General features: G+C 51.4%; 17 protein-coding genes and 2 tRNA genes. 6 read left to right on the forward strand and 13 right to left on the reverse strand.

What is annotated here, in order from left to right; genetic code table 11:
• Positions 1–126 precede the first annotated feature (126 nt).
• Both flgM and flgN read left to right on the forward strand, forming a co-directional pair.
• Positions 127–441 carry a flagellar biosynthesis anti-sigma factor FlgM gene (gene flgM / locus F557_RS18240; protein WP_019000292.1) on the forward strand — a complete coding sequence of 105 codons (315 nt, stop codon included), beginning with the start codon at positions 127–129 and terminating at the stop codon, positions 439–441.
• 192 nt (positions 442–633) lie between these two features.
• The gene (gene flgN, locus F557_RS0100395; protein ID WP_157617709.1) at positions 634–1059 is read left to right on the forward strand and encodes a flagellar export chaperone FlgN; all 426 of its coding nucleotides are present in this window, start codon (positions 634–636) and stop codon (positions 1057–1059) included.
• A gap of 48 nt (positions 1060–1107) precedes the next feature.
• Here flgN and F557_RS0100400 read toward each other — a convergent pair whose 3' ends face one another.
• Both F557_RS0100400 and F557_RS0100405 read right to left on the reverse strand, forming a co-directional pair.
• Entirely contained in the window at positions 1108–1536 is a 429-nt protein-coding gene (locus F557_RS0100400; protein WP_019000293.1) for an LPP20 family lipoprotein, read from the reverse strand.
• 12 nt (positions 1537–1548) lie between these two features.
• Complete coding sequence (locus tag F557_RS0100405; RefSeq protein WP_026297647.1) at positions 1549–2526, reverse strand: FlgO family outer membrane protein; 978 nt, start codon at positions 2524–2526, stop codon at positions 1549–1551.
• Positions 2527–2634: 108 nt separating this feature from the next.
• On the opposite strand from F557_RS0100405, the gene F557_RS0100410 reads away from it, so the two are divergent.
• The gene (locus tag F557_RS0100410) at positions 2635–3801 is read left to right on the forward strand and encodes a flagellar assembly protein T N-terminal domain-containing protein (RefSeq protein WP_169335140.1); all 1167 of its coding nucleotides are present in this window, start codon (positions 2635–2637) and stop codon (positions 3799–3801) included.
• 61 nt (positions 3802–3862) lie between these two features.
• On the opposite strand, the gene zapB is transcribed toward F557_RS0100410, so the two are convergent.
• The gene (gene zapB, locus F557_RS0100415; protein ID WP_019000295.1) at positions 3863–4102 is read right to left on the reverse strand and encodes a cell division protein ZapB; all 240 of its coding nucleotides are present in this window, start codon (positions 4100–4102) and stop codon (positions 3863–3865) included.
• A gap of 3 nt (positions 4103–4105) precedes the next feature.
• Positions 4106–4960, reverse strand: coding sequence for an HDOD domain-containing protein (locus F557_RS0100420; protein WP_019000296.1), 855 nt, complete (start codon positions 4958–4960; stop codon positions 4106–4108).
• Positions 4961–5202: 242 nt separating this feature from the next.
• On the opposite strand from F557_RS0100420, the gene F557_RS0100425 reads away from it, so the two are divergent.
• The 3 genes from F557_RS0100425 (at position 5203) to F557_RS0100435 (ending at position 7812) form a co-directional block, all read left to right on the forward strand.
• Entirely contained in the window at positions 5203–5973 is a 771-nt protein-coding gene (locus F557_RS0100425; RefSeq protein ID WP_019000297.1) for a tRNA threonylcarbamoyladenosine dehydratase, read from the forward strand.
• Between the two features lie 54 nt (positions 5974–6027).
• Positions 6028–7653: a DNA primase gene (locus F557_RS0100430; protein WP_019000298.1), complete on the forward strand. Its 1626-nt coding sequence runs from the start codon at positions 6028–6030 to the stop codon at positions 7651–7653.
• 84 nt (positions 7654–7737) lie between these two features.
• Positions 7738–7812 (forward strand) — tRNA-Arg (locus F557_RS0100435).
• A gap of 61 nt (positions 7813–7873) precedes the next feature.
• On the opposite strand, the gene dusA is transcribed toward F557_RS0100435, so the two are convergent.
• From dusA to mltG, 9 genes are all read right to left on the reverse strand, one after another.
• Positions 7874–8902 (reverse strand): tRNA dihydrouridine(20/20a) synthase DusA, encoded by a 1029-nt coding sequence (dusA, locus tag F557_RS0100440; RefSeq protein ID WP_019000299.1) that lies wholly within the window; start codon positions 8900–8902, stop codon positions 7874–7876.
• Between the two features lie 136 nt (positions 8903–9038).
• Positions 9039–9965, reverse strand: a complete 927-nt coding sequence (locus F557_RS0100445; RefSeq protein ID WP_019000300.1) for a TPM domain-containing protein — start codon at positions 9963–9965, stop codon at positions 9039–9041.
• 38 nt (positions 9966–10003) lie between these two features.
• A complete protein-coding gene (locus F557_RS0100450; protein ID WP_019000301.1) occupies positions 10004–10900 on the reverse strand; it encodes a tetratricopeptide repeat protein in 897 nt (298 codons plus the stop codon).
• 259 nt (positions 10901–11159) lie between these two features.
• Positions 11160–11246, reverse strand: a tRNA-Leu gene (locus F557_RS0100455).
• Positions 11247–11368: 122 nt separating this feature from the next.
• Positions 11369–12445: an LPS export ABC transporter permease LptG gene (lptG, locus tag F557_RS0100460; protein ID WP_019000302.1), complete on the reverse strand. Its 1077-nt coding sequence runs from the start codon at positions 12443–12445 to the stop codon at positions 11369–11371.
• Positions 12438–13634: an LPS export ABC transporter permease LptF gene (locus F557_RS0100465; protein WP_019000303.1), complete on the reverse strand. Its 1197-nt coding sequence runs from the start codon at positions 13632–13634 to the stop codon at positions 12438–12440. The genes lptG and F557_RS0100465 overlap by 8 nt, the downstream gene beginning before the upstream one ends.
• Before the next feature lie 103 nt (positions 13635–13737).
• The gene (locus tag F557_RS20830; RefSeq protein ID WP_019000304.1) at positions 13738–14712 is read right to left on the reverse strand and encodes an AAA family ATPase; all 975 of its coding nucleotides are present in this window, start codon (positions 14710–14712) and stop codon (positions 13738–13740) included.
• Positions 14697–15338: a dTMP kinase gene (tmk, locus tag F557_RS0100475; RefSeq protein ID WP_019000305.1), complete on the reverse strand. Its 642-nt coding sequence runs from the start codon at positions 15336–15338 to the stop codon at positions 14697–14699. The genes F557_RS20830 and tmk overlap by 16 nt, the downstream gene beginning before the upstream one ends.
• 50 nt (positions 15339–15388) lie before the next feature.
• Entirely contained in the window at positions 15389–16513 is a 1125-nt protein-coding gene (gene mltG, locus F557_RS18250; RefSeq protein ID WP_019000306.1) for an endolytic transglycosylase MltG, read from the reverse strand.
• Positions 16514–16587 lie beyond the last annotated feature (74 nt).

Consider the following 16587-nt stretch of genomic DNA (forward strand, 5'->3'; position numbering starts at 1 on the left):
GGCAGCTGTCAAAAAAACTGCCATTTTTCAGAAAAACTCCCTAAAGATATTTACGTTCCTGCCGCTACAAGGTCAAGAGACAACCCTCATTTTGACCAAACGCCCCCGGGGCTGAGGAGTTATAAAATGTCCATTGATATTATGAACAACCAGAGTCTGTCCGTACAGCGTCAGGTGCAGACCGGTTATGTGAAGAACAGCGGGACCGCTTCCAGGACTTCAGAAACGGCAGGCGGCGATAGCGACAACGTAAGAATCACCGACACCGCCCAGACCATGAGTGCCGCCGCAGCAAGAGCAGAAAAGGCAGACGGCATTGATCCTGCAAAAGTAGAGGCGATCAGAAAGGCTATTGAAAGCGGCAGCTATCATATTGACTTTGAAAAACTGGCCAGCCATATTCTTTCTAGCGAAAGGGAATTTGCCGAAGCACTTTCCTGATTCCCGGAATCCACCGCAAGAACCGTGGTTGCCGCCGCGGTTTTTGTGTTCACCAGCATTCCCGGATTACTTCCAGAGCCGCAATCCGGAAGTTTTTTTCTTTCAGAAAAATTGCCTCCGGAGTACCATGTACCAGGAACGCAGCGTAGCAATTCCGCATATCCGCACAATGGAAATGGAGAACTCAGCAGTATGGCAGAACGCACTATCAGGGAAATTCTTAAAGAACAGGCTCAGCTTCTGACCCGGCTTGAGGAAGCTCTGGATCAGGAATTCAGCCTCCTCAAGGAGAGAAAAGCCCTGGAGCTCCCGGAACTATCAAAGGTCAAAACCGACATTCTTCTTAAAATTCAAACCAACGACAGCTCCATAAAAAACCATCCGGAAAAGGATCTCCTGAAAACCGATCTTCTCAGGGCTAAAAACCTGCTTCTGGAGCGGCTGGCAGAGGTAAAACGAAAAAACGAGGTCAACGGCCGGCTCATTGAACTCAACCTGGCCGCCAGCAGACGGCTGTCATCCTCGCTGGTGCAAATCCGGGATACCTCTACCGTTACGTATGACGAAAGAGGCAATAAGAACGCTCTGGCCGGACTTCATCTGGACTTCGAGGCCTGATTTCCCGGCCAAAACACTCTCTCGCGGACACTCAGGCAAAACTGGGGGCTACAGGGCACCACGCATTTTATAAAGATCATAGATCAGCCTGCTGTCCAGCTCCAGTTCGGTAACGTAGGTGTTATTAAGAGGATACGACCGGATCACCCGGGCCCCCTTGATAATTCCTGCCGTTCTGGCCCTGAGCTCGTTGTCGGTCTGAATATTGTCCCGCAGATCGGTATTCGCAATGAGCTGCTGCCCGAAAACCTGTTCACTGAGCTCCCGGTAAGCATCGAGTTTGGAAGCTCTCATAGCCTGAAGAATCCGATCATCTCCGGTGGGTCCCGGCTGCCGGGAAATAATGGCATAGCCGGTGGCTCTCATAATCGGATAACGTGACAATTCCTGAACGCCGTTACCATCATAGCCGGAAGAACAGCCTCCCGCCAGAAAAAGAAGACTCCCCAGGACTGCCGCTATTAATAAAGTTTTCATATAGCCCCCTTGCTATCGTCTGTCATACTGACTCTGGTTTCTGACATCCCTGATAATGGTATCGTTGTAAATCATGCTGGATGCCGGGTAGATCTCGGGATTTACGCATTTGGCACGGCATGAGGACATTCCGTTGCAGTAGGCACAGGGAATGTCAGCATTGCCACGGCTGGTAGCCTCGGCCCCGTTAACCCGCGGCGGAACGCTTTCTGAAGCGGCCGATGCCGGCTTCCCGGAATCCTTCCTGACTGCCGGTTTTCCTGAAGCCCTGGCTGTTTTACCGGAAGCAGGTGTTGCTCCGGAGGGCTTCCGCGCCGCCGTGGCTTTCCCGGAAGCCGGAGCCCCCGCGCCACTCCTTTTGTTCGCATTCCCGCCACTCCTGGTCATGGCCGGATCGTATACCGGATGGTCACCACAGGTCCGGGGATACTTGCGATAGCATTCCGGCAGCTCCTGATAAGGAATAAAGATATCAGATGCCCCCTCAACTACGGAATTTTTCATATTAACCAGCCGGCCGTAAATCATGACTCCGTCATCGTTGCGGCTCATAGTACCGCTTAAAATGTGAGTTATGTTCGCCTTGCCGGCAAGTTTTTGCCAGTTCCGGCTGTAAATATAGTCACCATTCGGGGTAATCTCCAGCCAGCCAGTAAGCTTGTATTCCAGAACCCGATAGCCCTGGCGATGCAGTCCGGCCACAAAATACTCCGCCAGCTCCCGCCCCAGCCAGTCAGTATGCTCCAGCGAAGCCACGTCCACCGGCGTGGCAATAGCCACCCGGGGCTTTTCGCCGGAATCCGGAACTGACCGAACAACCTCTTCCACCAGTCGATCAGCATACGGCTTGAGTCCTTCATGCGACCGCTGCCGCAGTGCCTGTTCTTCGGCGGCTGGCGGATTCTGCACCGGTGCCGGCGGCGGAGAGGAACAGCCTGTCAGAACTGTCAGCATAAACACCGCCACACTGTATAAGAACGCTTTTATCATAAATGTAACCTCTGTCCTGTACCGGGAATGATATTTTTTTGGCACATCTCCTCTGGTATGTATAATGCAATCATTATGCCGGGAGTCAATTTTCAGGAAGCCATCACTATGCTGAAATATATCATTATTCTGCTCTTCCTTTTTCTTGCAGGGACCGGAACAGCATTCGCCCAGTGGTTCGAGGCGGAAGGCTCTGCCCAGATCCGCAACGGAGACACTCCGGCTGCCAGACAGGAAGCTATCGACGATGCCATGCGGCAGGTAATGCTGGAATCGGGATCTTTTATCACCTCCAGCCAGAATGTCAGGGACGGGGTAATCTCCGATGACAGCTTCAATATCGCGGCATCCGGCAATATCAGACAGTATATCCTGCTTTCCGAAAAAAAGGACGGCAGCTTCTTCAAAGTAAAAATAAGAGTATTCGTGGACACGGTACAGAATCAGTGTCTGGGCGCTGCCTGGAAGAAAACCGTTATGCCGGTGCTCTTTACCTACGATTCCGAACAGTTTCAGGAAAGCACGCACGGTCTCCAGGGCATCAATGCCGAAATCACCAAGGTGGTTACCAGAACTATTTCCGGATTCGGCGGAGTAATCAGCCGCTCCTTCTATGACAAAAACCTCGGAATTGATCCGCTCCGGCACGCTCCGGACAGCAAAAGACTGGACACCACCCTCCGGCAGCTGGCACGGAATTTTGACACCGAATATATTCTGACCGGCGTTATCAGGGATCTCTCCCGTTCCCGGCCGGACGACGGCTGGCTGAACCGTACCTTCGGAGATGATATCCGGCAATTCGGTGTCAGCTTTTATCTGTTTGACGGACTGACCGGAGAACTGATTTCCGGAAGTGACTACCGCGGTGCAGCAGAATGGAAGGCTGATTACGGCAGATCCGGGGTACAGAGCCGGGAATTTTGGGATTCCCCATACGGTCAGGAGGTCAGGAAGGTGCTGGAAAAAGGCACCCGGGAAGCCGCACAAATCGTGGCCTGCCGCCGGCCTCTGGCCCGCATCCTCAAGGTTGATGCCGCTACCGGCAGCGTTCTCGTCAATCTGGGACGCCAGAACAATCTGAAACAGGGTACCAGATTCTTTATCGATCACCGGGGAATGTTTACTGATAAAGACGGAAATCTCCGCTTTACCAGCGATCGTGCCAAGACTCCCCTGAAAACAGTTGAAGTTTATGACAGTGCGGCTCTTCTTGTTCCCATCGGCACCGCCAACGGCAACGTGCAGATCGACGATATCGCACAGATTGAATAGGAGCTGAGAAGCATGACAGAACTGCCGGAAACGGTTCCGGCAGCAAAAGAAAACAGAAAAGCTACGGAGCCTCCATCCGGCTCAAAAGGCTCCGGACTCTTTCAGTCCAGTTCTTCTGGTTTTCCATAATACGAAGATTCTCACTCCGGGACTCACTAAGCTCAGACTCAAGAGCGCTCTTTTCCTCCGAAAGCTTCTTCACCGTCTCCCGGAGTTCATCCCGCTCCTTTTCGGAGGTCTGAAGAGCGGTGATTCGCCCTTCCAGCATATCAAAGAATTCATTAATCTCGCCGGTATTCATAGGCTATTCCCTCTCATCCACCAGCCCCTGTTCCCGCATCCAGCTCCGAATCCGGGCAACTGACTCCTCATCCGTAAGGGGAGCGTACGACTCGTCTGGAGTGGCAGGCTCGTGAACGGGAATGCCGTTCGCTTCGGCATATTCGATAAACTGTCTGGCAAAAGCCAGAGAATTGGTATAAAACTCCACCGTATTGTCAGGCTCCTGACTCATGACACTTTCGAATGACTTGTCAAACCGCCAGTGTCTGAGAATCGCCGTTCCCAGAGGATACCTGATTTTATCGGCCGCAGCCCTGAGGGCATCGTACTCCAGACTGTAGCTCTTCCCCTGGGCCAGAACATAGGTGTCCACTTCTACCAGAAACGGCAGATATCCGATATTAAGAAGAGCACTGGCCAGCACCACGTAGTCAAAAACCAGATTCGGCATGATTCCGTAGCGGAGACTGCAAATCGTCAGGGCATAGGAGCAGATCATAAAGCCCCGGGCCAGCTCGGCATGGCAGTATCTGACAACCACCGGGTTCCGAAAATAAAAGCTCTGTTCAATAGCCAAAGCCAGCGCCATGGACACCGTACTGTTCAGCCCGATACGGCTTATGGCAGCCGGAAGAGACGTAATAGTGGTTCCGGGATTGGAATACCGCAAAGTCTGAGACATTCTGATAACCTGTGCGGTAACTCCGGTATCGGAACCAATCACCCGGGCCAGCTCTTTGGTAGTAAGATTCGGGTTCCCGACAAGACGGCTCAGCTTGCTGACCAGCTCCGGCATGGCCGGGATCATCAGATTGTCATTTTTCAGAGAAGCCGCAAGTCGGTTGACAAGCATATCCAAATCAGAAGTAGATGCCATGAAATAATCTCTCAGTAAAACATAATGGTAGCTAGTGGCAGCCGTTCGCAGAATGACTGCATACTTAAATTGCGCTGCTGGAAGCAAAGGATTTACTCTGCGTTTGATCTGCATAGTGTCGCGCAAAACCGGCTTTCTGTTAGAATAATACTACAAATCAGATTTTTAATTGCTAACAGGGCTCAATTTTCCGGTATTTCCTGAATACAGATGATGATTCCGCCTTCATAAAAATTAGTACTATGATTATTACAGATGAAATCAAGCACCGCTTCCGGGGAATCCGGGCAGTATACGGAGAAAACGCCTTCCGGAATTTCACTGCTGCGCACGTGTTTATTGCCGGCGTCGGCGGAGTAGGATCCTGGTGTGCCGAATCACTGATCCGCTCCGGTATCGGCAAAATCACCATGCTGGACTGCGACACTATTGAAGACAGTAATTCCAACAGACAGCTTCATACCATGCAGAGCACTCTGGGACAGTTAAAGGCTGCCGTGCTGAAAAACCGGTTTTCGGACATTAACCCCCAGGCCGACCTGCGGATTATCACAGACAGGCTTACCGGCACCGGCATGGCGGAAACAGTTCCTGATGACGCGGATATCTATATTGACGCCATTGACGATCTGCCGGCAAAAGCAGCCCTGATTCATCATGTGCACCGCAGGCTTCACAAAAAAATCATTGTCTCCGGCGGGGCCGGCGGTAAAAAAAACGCCGGACTCCTGAAGACCGCAGACCTGTCAGCCACCTTTAATGATGCCCTGCTTTCACGGCTTCGCAGCCTTCTCCGCAGAGAATACGGCTACCCGGCCGCCCCGGAGCGCATGGGCATTACCGCCGTGTTCAGCACCGAAAAGGGAGTGTCCGGAAAGGAAGCTTCTCCGGAAGGAACCGATATTCCTGCATTCGGAGCTCTTATGTGCGTTACCGCTTCTGCGGGACTCCTGACAGGCAGCGAAGTTCTGAAATTTCTGGCAGAAAACCGCCCCCTGAAGGAAAATTACTAGCGAAACTTTTCAGGACTGACCAAAACAACAGCATTACAACGGAGACATATTTATATGGATCGTGAAAAGGCCAAGGAATATCTTAAAAGCATGCTTCCCCAGTATCTGAAAAAAAGAGGAATTCTGCCCAGCGGATATTTTAACTGCCTGAACCCGGCTCATCGCGATTCCCGCCCCATGATGAGCTTCAATCCCAAGGACAATACCGTCCACTGTTTCGGATGCGGCGCCACCTATGACATCTTCGGAGTTCTGGGAATTGACTGCGGCTTAAATACCTATGCCGAGCAGTTTAACAGAGCGTGTGAGCTTTTTCTGCCAGAAGAGGCTATTCAGCCCCCCAGGATCAGAAGCTCCGGTATCCGCCAGGTGGGGTCCCGCGCCCAGCCGGAAAAGGCTGTTGACTATTCCGCATATCTCAGGGAATGCGCTTCCCGAGTCCGGGATACGGAGTATTTCAGAGATATCGGACTCTCTCAGGATATTATTCAGAAATACAACCTCGGAATGGATCCGGAATTCAAGGGGGCCAACGGGGACACCTTCCCGGCAGTAATTATTCCACACGGAATCTACGGCTTTCTGGCTATAAATCTCGAAGAGCCCGAGGACAGTGCCTTCAGACTCTACTACGGCCGGGACAGTCTGTTCAATCCTCTTATCCCGCCGAATGCAGACCGGCTGTTTATTACCTTTACGGAACTGGAGGCACTGGCACTTCTGGAGGTAGGCGCTCCGGTAATCGCTCTGGGAAACAGTGCCAATATCGGCGAGCTTATCACGGTAATGAGCCAGCTGCCGCTTAATCGTATCTGCTATCTGGTTGATTCCGGGGATCCGGACTGGCGCGGTCTTACTGAGATCATCAAGGGTGAACTGGCCTCGCTGGGCATAAGATGCGAAACTCTCAGTCTTTCTTACCCCTGGCAAAATGTGGTGGAATACCTGACCCGGGATCGGGAGGACTTCAAACAGCGGCTTCTGAGTCTGGACAGAATCATTCACGCTTCCGGAAAAAGACTTCCCGAAATCCTGCGTTTTTCTCCGGTAACAGACGAAGACAGCTTTATGGAACCTTCTTTTCTTCCCGGAATCTATGCCGTATGCTCATCACCAGAAATAAGACGCCGTCTTGTCGCCTCCTGGGTGCTGCACGCCGATCCTGAAAGCATGCACTATATCTACGTTTCCGGAGAACGGGACTGGATGCTTCTGGGACAGAATATCTACGAAAGCTCGCAAATCATTAATGAGAAATATTCGCTCCAGTTCCCGAAAATCGAACTGGCACTGCCGGGAAACGGCACTGACCCCGCGGAAGCCGCTCTCGAAATCACGAATCTGCTTCTGGCACATCGCATCAAAAACGAAACTGAGAACACTATTCTCATAAATGCGGACCGGCATGGAAATACCGATGACCGGCGGAACTGGTATCTCTCGCTTCTGGATGAGCTTTCTCAGAGACTTGCCGCGCTCAGGGCAGTGGTAGTGGTATTCTTCAGAAAAAGCGAGTACGAACTGGCTTCCGAGGTGGGAGATCAGGTTTTCCGGATCAGCTCAGCTCTGGACTGCGATGCTGTTTCAGGCTGCGACGAGGAACCGGATACCACGACAGCCACAGTACTGACCCGGGAAAACAGCGGAGAACCGGTATCCTTTGAAATAAGACTGGAATAACCGGAATAAAGAAAAGGTCCGGCAATTCCTCGAATCATAAAACAATGGACAAACCGTAGCAAATTGCTATAATTGCCGTGTTTTCTCCCCATAGTTAAATGGATATAACGGCCCCCTCCTAAGGGGCAGTTACAGGTTCGATTCCTGTTGGGGGGGCCATTGGAATTCCGCTGATCCGTCTCTCTGTATTTTCAGTTCTTTTCATTTACCTTTCAGATTCTTACGCTTCGGAAACTTCTCCATTTTCGCAGCTATCACCGGATACCAGCCGGAGAGCCTCTTCAAGAACTTCAATCCCGGCCCCTGGAAGATGCTGGTTCATACTGAGATACTGCCGGAATTTACGGGCATTGGGACAGGACTGAAACATCCCCGTAAAATGCCTGGTGATATGCTTGAGAAGTTCTCCCCGGGAAAGCTCCTGCTCTATATAGGGATACATATCCCTGATAACCTGCGCCCGGCTGCGGGGATTTGGAGCTCCGGCACGGCGCTCTTCACCAAATATTCTGAAATCAGCATCCTCCAGAATATAGGGATCCCGGTAAAGAGCCCGCCCCATCATAACACCATCAACATGCCTGAGATGTGCTGTGGCTGCATCAAGATCCATGATATTGCCATTTATTCCCACAAACAGATCCGGAAAATCTCTCTTAATCCGGTAAACCGCCTCATAATCCAGCGGCGGCTTTTCGCGATTGTCCCGGGGGCTGATATCAAGACAGGCGTTCCTGGCATGAATGATAACGCCATCTGCTCCGGCATCCTGAATAGCCGACACCAGCCTGCTGGTAAAATCGTATCCGGCAAGATCATCCACTCCCAGCCGGGTTTTTACAGTCACCGGAACCGAAACAGCATCCTTCACAGCCCGAATCACCGCAGAAAGCAGGGGAAGATTCTTCATAAGGACCGCTCCGAAGGTTCCGGCCTGCACCCGGGATGAGGGACATCCGGCATTTATGTTGATTTCATCATACCCCCGGTCTTCTCCGATTCTGGCAGCTTTGGCCATATCATGCGGATCAGAGCCTCCTAACTGCAAAGCCACAGGATGTTCAAAATCATCAAAGCGGAGATAATCCCGGCTGCCATAGATAATCGCTCCCGTGGAAATCATTTCCGTATAAAGATAGATGTGCCGGGAAAGGGTTCTCAGAAAATACCGCAGATGACGATCTGTAAGGTCAAGCATAGGAGCCAGAGATAGCCGGGCCTCCGGCGGGAGAGTTTTTCTGGATATCATTAAAAATTCCTTGATAAAATCTGTTTCAGAAAAAAACAGGCCAGGGATGGCCGGGAAACCCCTTGGCACGGGGGGATGGCAGGAACAGCCGCTATGTCGCAGCAAAAAAGCCCTCAGAAGCCCGCCAAAAACACCATCAGCGGGAGGCGCCCCCTCCGCGGGAACGGCCACCGCCCCCGGAACGGCCTCCGGAGGAGTGCCCGCTTCTCCTTCCGGAGCCTGAATGCCACCCCGAACCGGAACCTCCGCCGGAAGAGCAAAGTTTTGCCCAGCTGGATCTCCGGTAAACGGACGGTTCGATTTTTTCTACAATAGTGGCATTAATGGCAATGACAATCACCCAGAAAAAAAATCCCGTAACCGCACCGGAGAGCAGCCTCAGGAAAAGAAAAAGATCTCCGTTAGGGGATTCCTCCGGCCGATCGGCGAAAGGGGCATCGGCGGGACCGCCGTCCGTACTCCCGGTGCTTTCCCGATAAAAAAAACGCAATGCCGGATCCTCAGCCTTTCCCGAAATGGCATAAGCTTTCCTGGCAAGAGCTGTAAAGGAATTGGCAGCCGCCAGATTCCACTCTCCTTTGCTTTTGGGCTCTACCGCATATTCGTCAAGAATTCTTCCGGCTTCGGCATCGGTAATGCTTTCCTCCAGCCCGGCTCCCACCTCAAGACGCACTTTCCTGATATCCTGAACAAAAAGCAGCATAAGTCCATTGTTCCGATCCTTCTGCCCCAGTCCCCAGTAATTAAAAAGCCGGGTGGCATAGCTTTCCAGAATATCCCCGTTAAGCGTAGGAACTGTAACCACCGCAATCTGGACAGTAGTGGCATCCTCCAGTTTTCCGGCGGCTTCCGCAATATACTGCTCAGTATCCCGGGCAAGCATCCGGCCGTAGTCACTGACATAAAATGCTGCCGACGGTTCTGGATAAACACCAAAGCCCCAGCGGGAATCTTCAAGACTGCAGAATACCGGAACTCCGGCCAGAAGCGCCAGAAGAAGAAAAGAGCCGAACGGATGCTTTTCATTAAAACCAAAAAGCCAAAGCGTCATCCTGCGAAACATTTTAAATTCCCGGCCATATGTTTATGGTTTCCTGCTGTCTATTGATCTGCAGCTTCCTGAAGAATCACATGCCTGTCCTGAACTATGGTGCCCTGCTCCTCCTTACGCCGGAGATCATTCTTTTTAATTCTCGCAATTTCTGCCGGAATTGCTTCAGAATCGTACCCCAGAAGCAGAAGTTCCCGGGACAGATCCGCATGGTTTATGGCATACACCAGATCCCGGGCCCAGTTAAAGCCGTTACGAGAATCGCTGTCGCTGAGCACTCCGCGAAGAGAATTTTCATACTTCTGCGCCGAAGTGATATTTTTTTTAAGTGCGGAAAGGTTGCCATAGCGCTTGGACCACATCAGGAAAAATTCAATATTCTTAAAGGCTTCCGCATTTTCCTGAAGCTCCAGCTGCTGTCTGGCAAGATGATAGGCATATTCGTAATTACGGTTTTTAAGGAGCGTCTGATACAGTTCTGCCGCCTCCCGGATATTATCCTGAGAATTGGAACTAAAGGTCAGGGTTTCCGCAAACTGAGCTGTGCATGACAGATCCTCTCCAGGTTCAAAACGCAGGCACAGCCGGAACATCTCCCGGGCCTTGTCAATATCTCGCGGCACTCCCAGACCGTTCCAGTAAAGAACCGCCAGATACCTGTAGGCCATGACATTTCCGGAATCCACAGCCTGCTCCAGATATTTTCTGGCCTGATCCCAGTCTCTTACCGTTCCCTTACCCTTGAGATACATATACCCAAGATACATTGCTGCCTGAGGATCCCCCTTTTCGGTCTCATTTTCACAAAGGGTAAATGCATTGTCATAACGCTCTTCGGAAATCGCCTTGAAGCAGGTATCACTGTTGATATCGCTGGCAACGGCAGCACTGCCGGATACCACGGCCCCAAGACAAAAAAACAGGTTCCTGAGAAATTTACGGTTCATAGCCACTCCGGGGAAAAACGTCTTCAAAATAACAACCAGCTTTCAGATTTTAAAAAAATATGCTCTTTTTATCCACAACTTTACAATAAACATCTTCGCAGGAAGCAGGCCTGCAACAACAAACAGCACCGGAGACCTTTCCGAAAATCTGCCCGCCAAAACAAACAGAGTCCCGACAGAACACATCCAGAAAGCACGAAATAAAATGCAAAAAACGAAAGGAAAACGAGAAAAAGACAAGAAAATAAAACAGAAAAACTGGTACCAAGAGAGGGACTTGAACCCTCACGGTATCACTACCGGTGGATTTTGAATCCACTGCGTCTACCAATTCCGCCATCCTGGCCCGTTAAGGACACGCTAATTATACAGGTAACGATGGCTTTTGCAAGCATTTTTGAAAACATTGCAAAAACTGTCTCTGCCCTGAAACACTTCTTCCTCTGTTCTGAAAACCTAGCAGGCCGCTCAGGAAGAGCTCCTTTTAAGAAGATATATTCCAACAGACAGCATAAGCAGCGTCGGAAGCACCGCACAAAGCACCGGAGGAATTCCCCAGAAAATGGTAAAGGGAGCCAGAATCTCGTTCACAGCATAAAAAGCAAAGCCCACAATAATCCCCACCACCACCCGGGCCCCCATAGTGGCGCTTCTCAGCGGTCCGAAAACAGTACTGGCAGCCAGTAGCAGGATAACCAGTGACATAAAAGGAGCGATTATCTTACGATACAGATCCAAATAATAGCGATCTGCCTTCTGTCCGTTCTGAGTTATATAATCAATATAGCTGATAAGGCCCCGGATACTGAATTCATCAGCTCCCACCCCCACAACATCCAGCTTCTCTGGCGTCAGATGAAGTTCCCAGTCCACCGCTTCGGGAAACTCCTTGATCACCCGCTCCGTCCCGAAACTGTAAACAGCAACATCAGTCATGTGCCACTTGCCGTCCTGCCAGACGCCCTTTTTGGCCACCATATAACGCAAAAGCTGCTTCGGCAGAGAGGCAGAAAAATCATACCGGTATACCGAATCCAGTGAACCGTCAGTAAGCACTCTGGCAATACTGATAAACGAATTCCCCTCACGGAACCAGATACCGCGGCTGGTCACCGCCACCTGACCTCCGGAAATTGCTGCCGTATGAACGCTTTCAGCCTTTTTTTCGGTATCGGGCACCACAAACTCGCCCATCAGAAAAACCGTCAATACCACCGGGAGCAACCAGAAACAGGCGGCAGACACAATGCCAAGACGGGATTTTCCCAGCCCCTGCATCACGATAAGCTCGGAGCTGGACGCCAGATTTCCCAGGGCAAGTACTGTTCCTATCAGTACTCCCATAGGAAAAAACATGCAAATCTGTCCCGGGACTGTCCAGGAAACGTATTCGGCGATGGCAGCCATGTCATAATCACCCCGGCCTACATTGCGGAGCTGATCCACGAATTTAATCAGTGAGGACAGTGCCACCAGCCCCATGGTGGAGGCGCAGGCCCAGATTACAACATTCCGGCCCACATACCGGTCAATAATTCTAAACATTGCCGGTTTTCCTCCGCTTAAAACAACTGCCCAGCTTCCGGAAACGCTCGGTATCCGCCAGATTGAAGGGAATTGCAAAAATCAAAAGGTAGATTACAGGCAGCATAAAAAGTCCTGGAATCAGGGAAAGATGGCCCCGGGTCATACCTGATTTAATGCCAAAGGCAAAAAGGTAATAACTGAGATAAAACATAATAGCCGGAATAACCTTGGCAAAACGCCCCTTTCTGGGATTCACCATGGATAACGGCACAACCATTATAGAAAGCACCAGCACACTGAGCGGCTGCACAAAACGCCACTCCAGCTCGGCCCTCTCGGGAACCGAGGCATCACTTTTCATAAGATCCCGGGTGGCCTTGGCCGAAACCTTGCTAGGTTCAAAGGTCTTCTGAGATTCCGGAATCAGTGCCGTGTACGTATCAAAATACAGCACCTCGAACTGACCGTCTCCTGACGGTCCCTCGTAGCGCAGTCCCGATTTCAGAGTCAGCCACGGCAAAAAATTTTTGTCGTACCTGAGCCGCCCCTCATTGGCAATAGTCACTGAAGGGGGAAGATGCCTGGCTTCATTGCCATGGCTCAGAATATAAATCTGCTTCATGATATTGCCGGAGGTGGCGTATTTTAGATGATCCGGAAGCTCACTGCCCGGCGCGGTACCGGAACGACGCTCTCCTCCGGAAAGCTCAGCGTCCTCCATGTTTTCAATATAAATGACATTGTCCATGAGATTTAGAAAACGGCCGCTGTCCAAAGAGAACATTGACGGATCATTTCTGGCGCTGTCAATAATTTCCAGGGATTTAGATTCGCACCAGGGAGCCAGAAATACGGTACACACCCCATTAATTCCGGCAGTAATAAGAGCCAGAAAGAACACTATTCCCAGAATCCGGTTCTGGGAATAGCCTACTGAACGCATTACCACCATCTCGCTCTGGGAACAAAGATTCCCCATAGTCAGAATAATCGCCAGAAACAGGGACAGCGGCAGCATGAAATTTGCCATGGTAGGAACAGCCAGACTCATCAGCTGGGTTACCAGCTCGGCCGGTATTTTTCCGCGGGAGGCATGACTGATAAAACGGATAAACGACTGACTCATGAAAATCAGCATCAGTATGCTGAAAATTACCAGCTGGGTCTTCAGAGTATTCTTGAGTATGTATTTCGAAATGGTATTCACAGCAGCAGACTCAGTTCAAACTTGCAAGGATCTAAAATCGCCGGATTCCGCCTCCGGTACCGGGACGCCTCCGCAGGATCCCCCGCTCAGCATTATAACCTTTTTATCCCCGGTTTTTACCTGTCAGAAGCTCCAGCCAGGCAGATATCTGCAGGCCTCTGATGTAGGAAAACTGGTTACTGCGAACCATTTTCAGATCATTAAGCCTCTTAATGCCCTGAAGCACGGAATCGGGATCCAGCTCGGACACCCGGGATGCCAGTTCAGGATACGGCTCCAGGAACACCAGATCCTGACTACCGGCCCCGGCCTCAAGCAGCATGGCATCACGCAGAATGCCGTAAAAAAAGGAACAGATGAGATCCCGGCTCTCCAGCTCCGCCAGAAGGTAATCCGCAAGCTCCGGAACGGAACTGCTTCCGGAAAGAACTCCGTTAAGAAGCTCCAGCGCCTGACGAAACTTATCCCCAATACCATTTCCGGCATACTCAACGGCTTTAAGAGGCGAATGACCGCTGATAAATATTTCCACCCGGAAATCCTGTTCCCGGCCAGTTTCCTTTCTGACAAATTCCTGCAGCTCCTTAATGCCCGGCATCAGCACCGAAATCTTCATAGTCCGGCTCAGAATTGTCGGTAAGAGATTCCTGATATTTCCCGTGGTCAGGATAATCAGGCTTTCTGCCGGAGGCTCCTCCAGAGTCTTCAGAAGTGCATTCGCCGCCGCTTCCGTCATCCTGTCAGCCTCAGGAATAAGCAGAACCTTGCCATGATCATTGGTGGAAGTCTTTTCCATGGCGGAAATCCCCTGACGGATTTCATCAATCCCGATGGTACCGGTCTGACCTCCGGAAATCCGGGTCATATCCGGATGCCCGGAAACCCGGAACATGCTGCAGGAGTGGCAGGTGCATTCGTCAGAACGATCTCCAACGCACAGAAAGCGCCGTGCCATTTCCACTGCAAGCTCGGTTCCGCCAAGCCCGGCTGCCGCGGTAACCAGAAGAGCATGGGGCAGGCGGTTTCTTTCCTGCATTTCAGAAAACACCCGAAGTGCAGGGATCAGCCAGCTATGCATTTTGACTCCAGAATTGTCCTGATATCAGCTCTTACAGCTGCAAAATCCTGATCCGCCCGCACCAGTGCTATTCTGTCAGGATGCTGTTCGTATTCGTCAAGAAAGACCTTCCGGACTCTCTCAAAAAAATCCCGATCCTCCTGTTCGAACCGGTCCAGTTCGCCGCGCTTTCCGGCTCTTAACAGCCCCTTTTCCGGAGGGATATCCATCAGAATAGTGAGATCCGGATAAAAATCCCCCAGCACGGCGTCGCGAATACTCCTGATAAGCTCCCGGGAAATCCCCCGGCCGCCGCCCTGATAGGCCAGAGTCGAAAGATCATGACGATCTCCCACCACATACTTACCAGCCTCCAAAGCCGGCATGATCACTGTCTTTACCAGCTGTACCCGGGCAGCATACATCAGAAGCAGCTCTGCCTCGGGACAGAGACAGTCGTCTTTACGGATATCCTTGAGGATTTTTCTGATATCCTCGGCTATCGGGGTGCCACCCGGCTCCCTGGTTCTGACAATAGCGTCATCACTGACGCCCCTTTCCCGGAGATAAGCGACAATCTCGGCAGCCATGGTGCTTTTGCCGGCCCCCTCACCGCCTTCAACGACTATAAAACATCCTCTTTGCATAGTCCCCCGCGTCATCCTTCAAACATTATCCGTATTATCTGAATCAGGTATTATCTGACATCTCCGCCTTCTTCCGGCTTCTGAGAGCTGCCGTTATCCGGAACGGACTCCTGAGTTCCCTGCTCCGGACGTTTTTCTGCGGCGTGCTCGCTTTTGTATTCCCGCACCGCCCTGCGATATTCCTGAACCGCCTTTCGATGGGAGCTGTCGTCTCTGGAAAAAATATGTCCTTCCCGGCTGTCCGGTCCCCGGGCCACAAAAAACAGATACTCCGTGGCATCCGGATGCAGTGCCGCCCTTATGGCATCCTTGCCAGGAGCCGCTATCGGGGTAGGAGGAAGTCCCTCGATAACATAGGTATTATAGGGGTTGCGGTCTTCCAGGAAGCTCCGGTATATCTTACCCTGATAGCGATCCCCCACTCCGTATATCACCGTAGGATCCGTCTGCAGCTTCATTCCCTTTCTGAGGCGGTTCACAAACACTGAGGCAATCTGAGGCCTTTCCTCTTTCACTGCGGATTCCTTCTCAATAATGGAAGCCATGATAAGAGCCTCATAGGCCGAGTTATAGGGAAGATTCTCATCACGGGTTTTCCATTCCTGTTCCAGAAACGTCTTTTCTGCTTCATAAGCCCTTTTAAGGATTGATACGTCGGAATCCCCCAGCCGGAACTGATAGGTATCCGCCAGAAAAAGTCCCTCTGGATTCGGATGGTCGCCGATATCGAGAATTTCCGGAAGATCCTCCGGACGAGCCTCACCGGGAAGAGAATGAACCAGTTTTTCGGAAGCCCGGAGAACCGTCAGCATATCCCTTACCCGGGTTCCCTCCACAAATGTAATCTGATAGCTCTTCTCACGCCCTGAGAGAATAATGCCCAGCACCTGCCGCACACCAGCTCCGGGAGGAATTTCATACGTCCCGGCCTTAAGCTGCGTAAGTCCGGGATTCTGCCGCAGCCACAGCCGTAACACCCGACCGTCAAAACGGTCGTTAAAGAGCTCTCTGATAACACCTCCCGCACTTTCACCGCGCTTTACGGTTACAAGAACAGGTTCGGAATTGGCAGTTCTGGAAAATTCTATGCTGCCAAACTGCCAGGTCAGAAAAAGGCAGGCAAGGATGGCCGCCCCGGCAAGGCAAAGAATCAAAAAACCACAGATAAAACGCATAAGTAAACTCCTGGAAAAGTCCCCCGGCCCGAATCCTGACGATTCTAAAACCGTAAACGAACTCCTGAATTATT

Source organism: Succinimonas amylolytica DSM 2873 (assembly GCF_000378405.1).
Lineage (GTDB): Bacteria > Pseudomonadota > Gammaproteobacteria > Enterobacterales > Succinivibrionaceae > Succinimonas > Succinimonas amylolytica.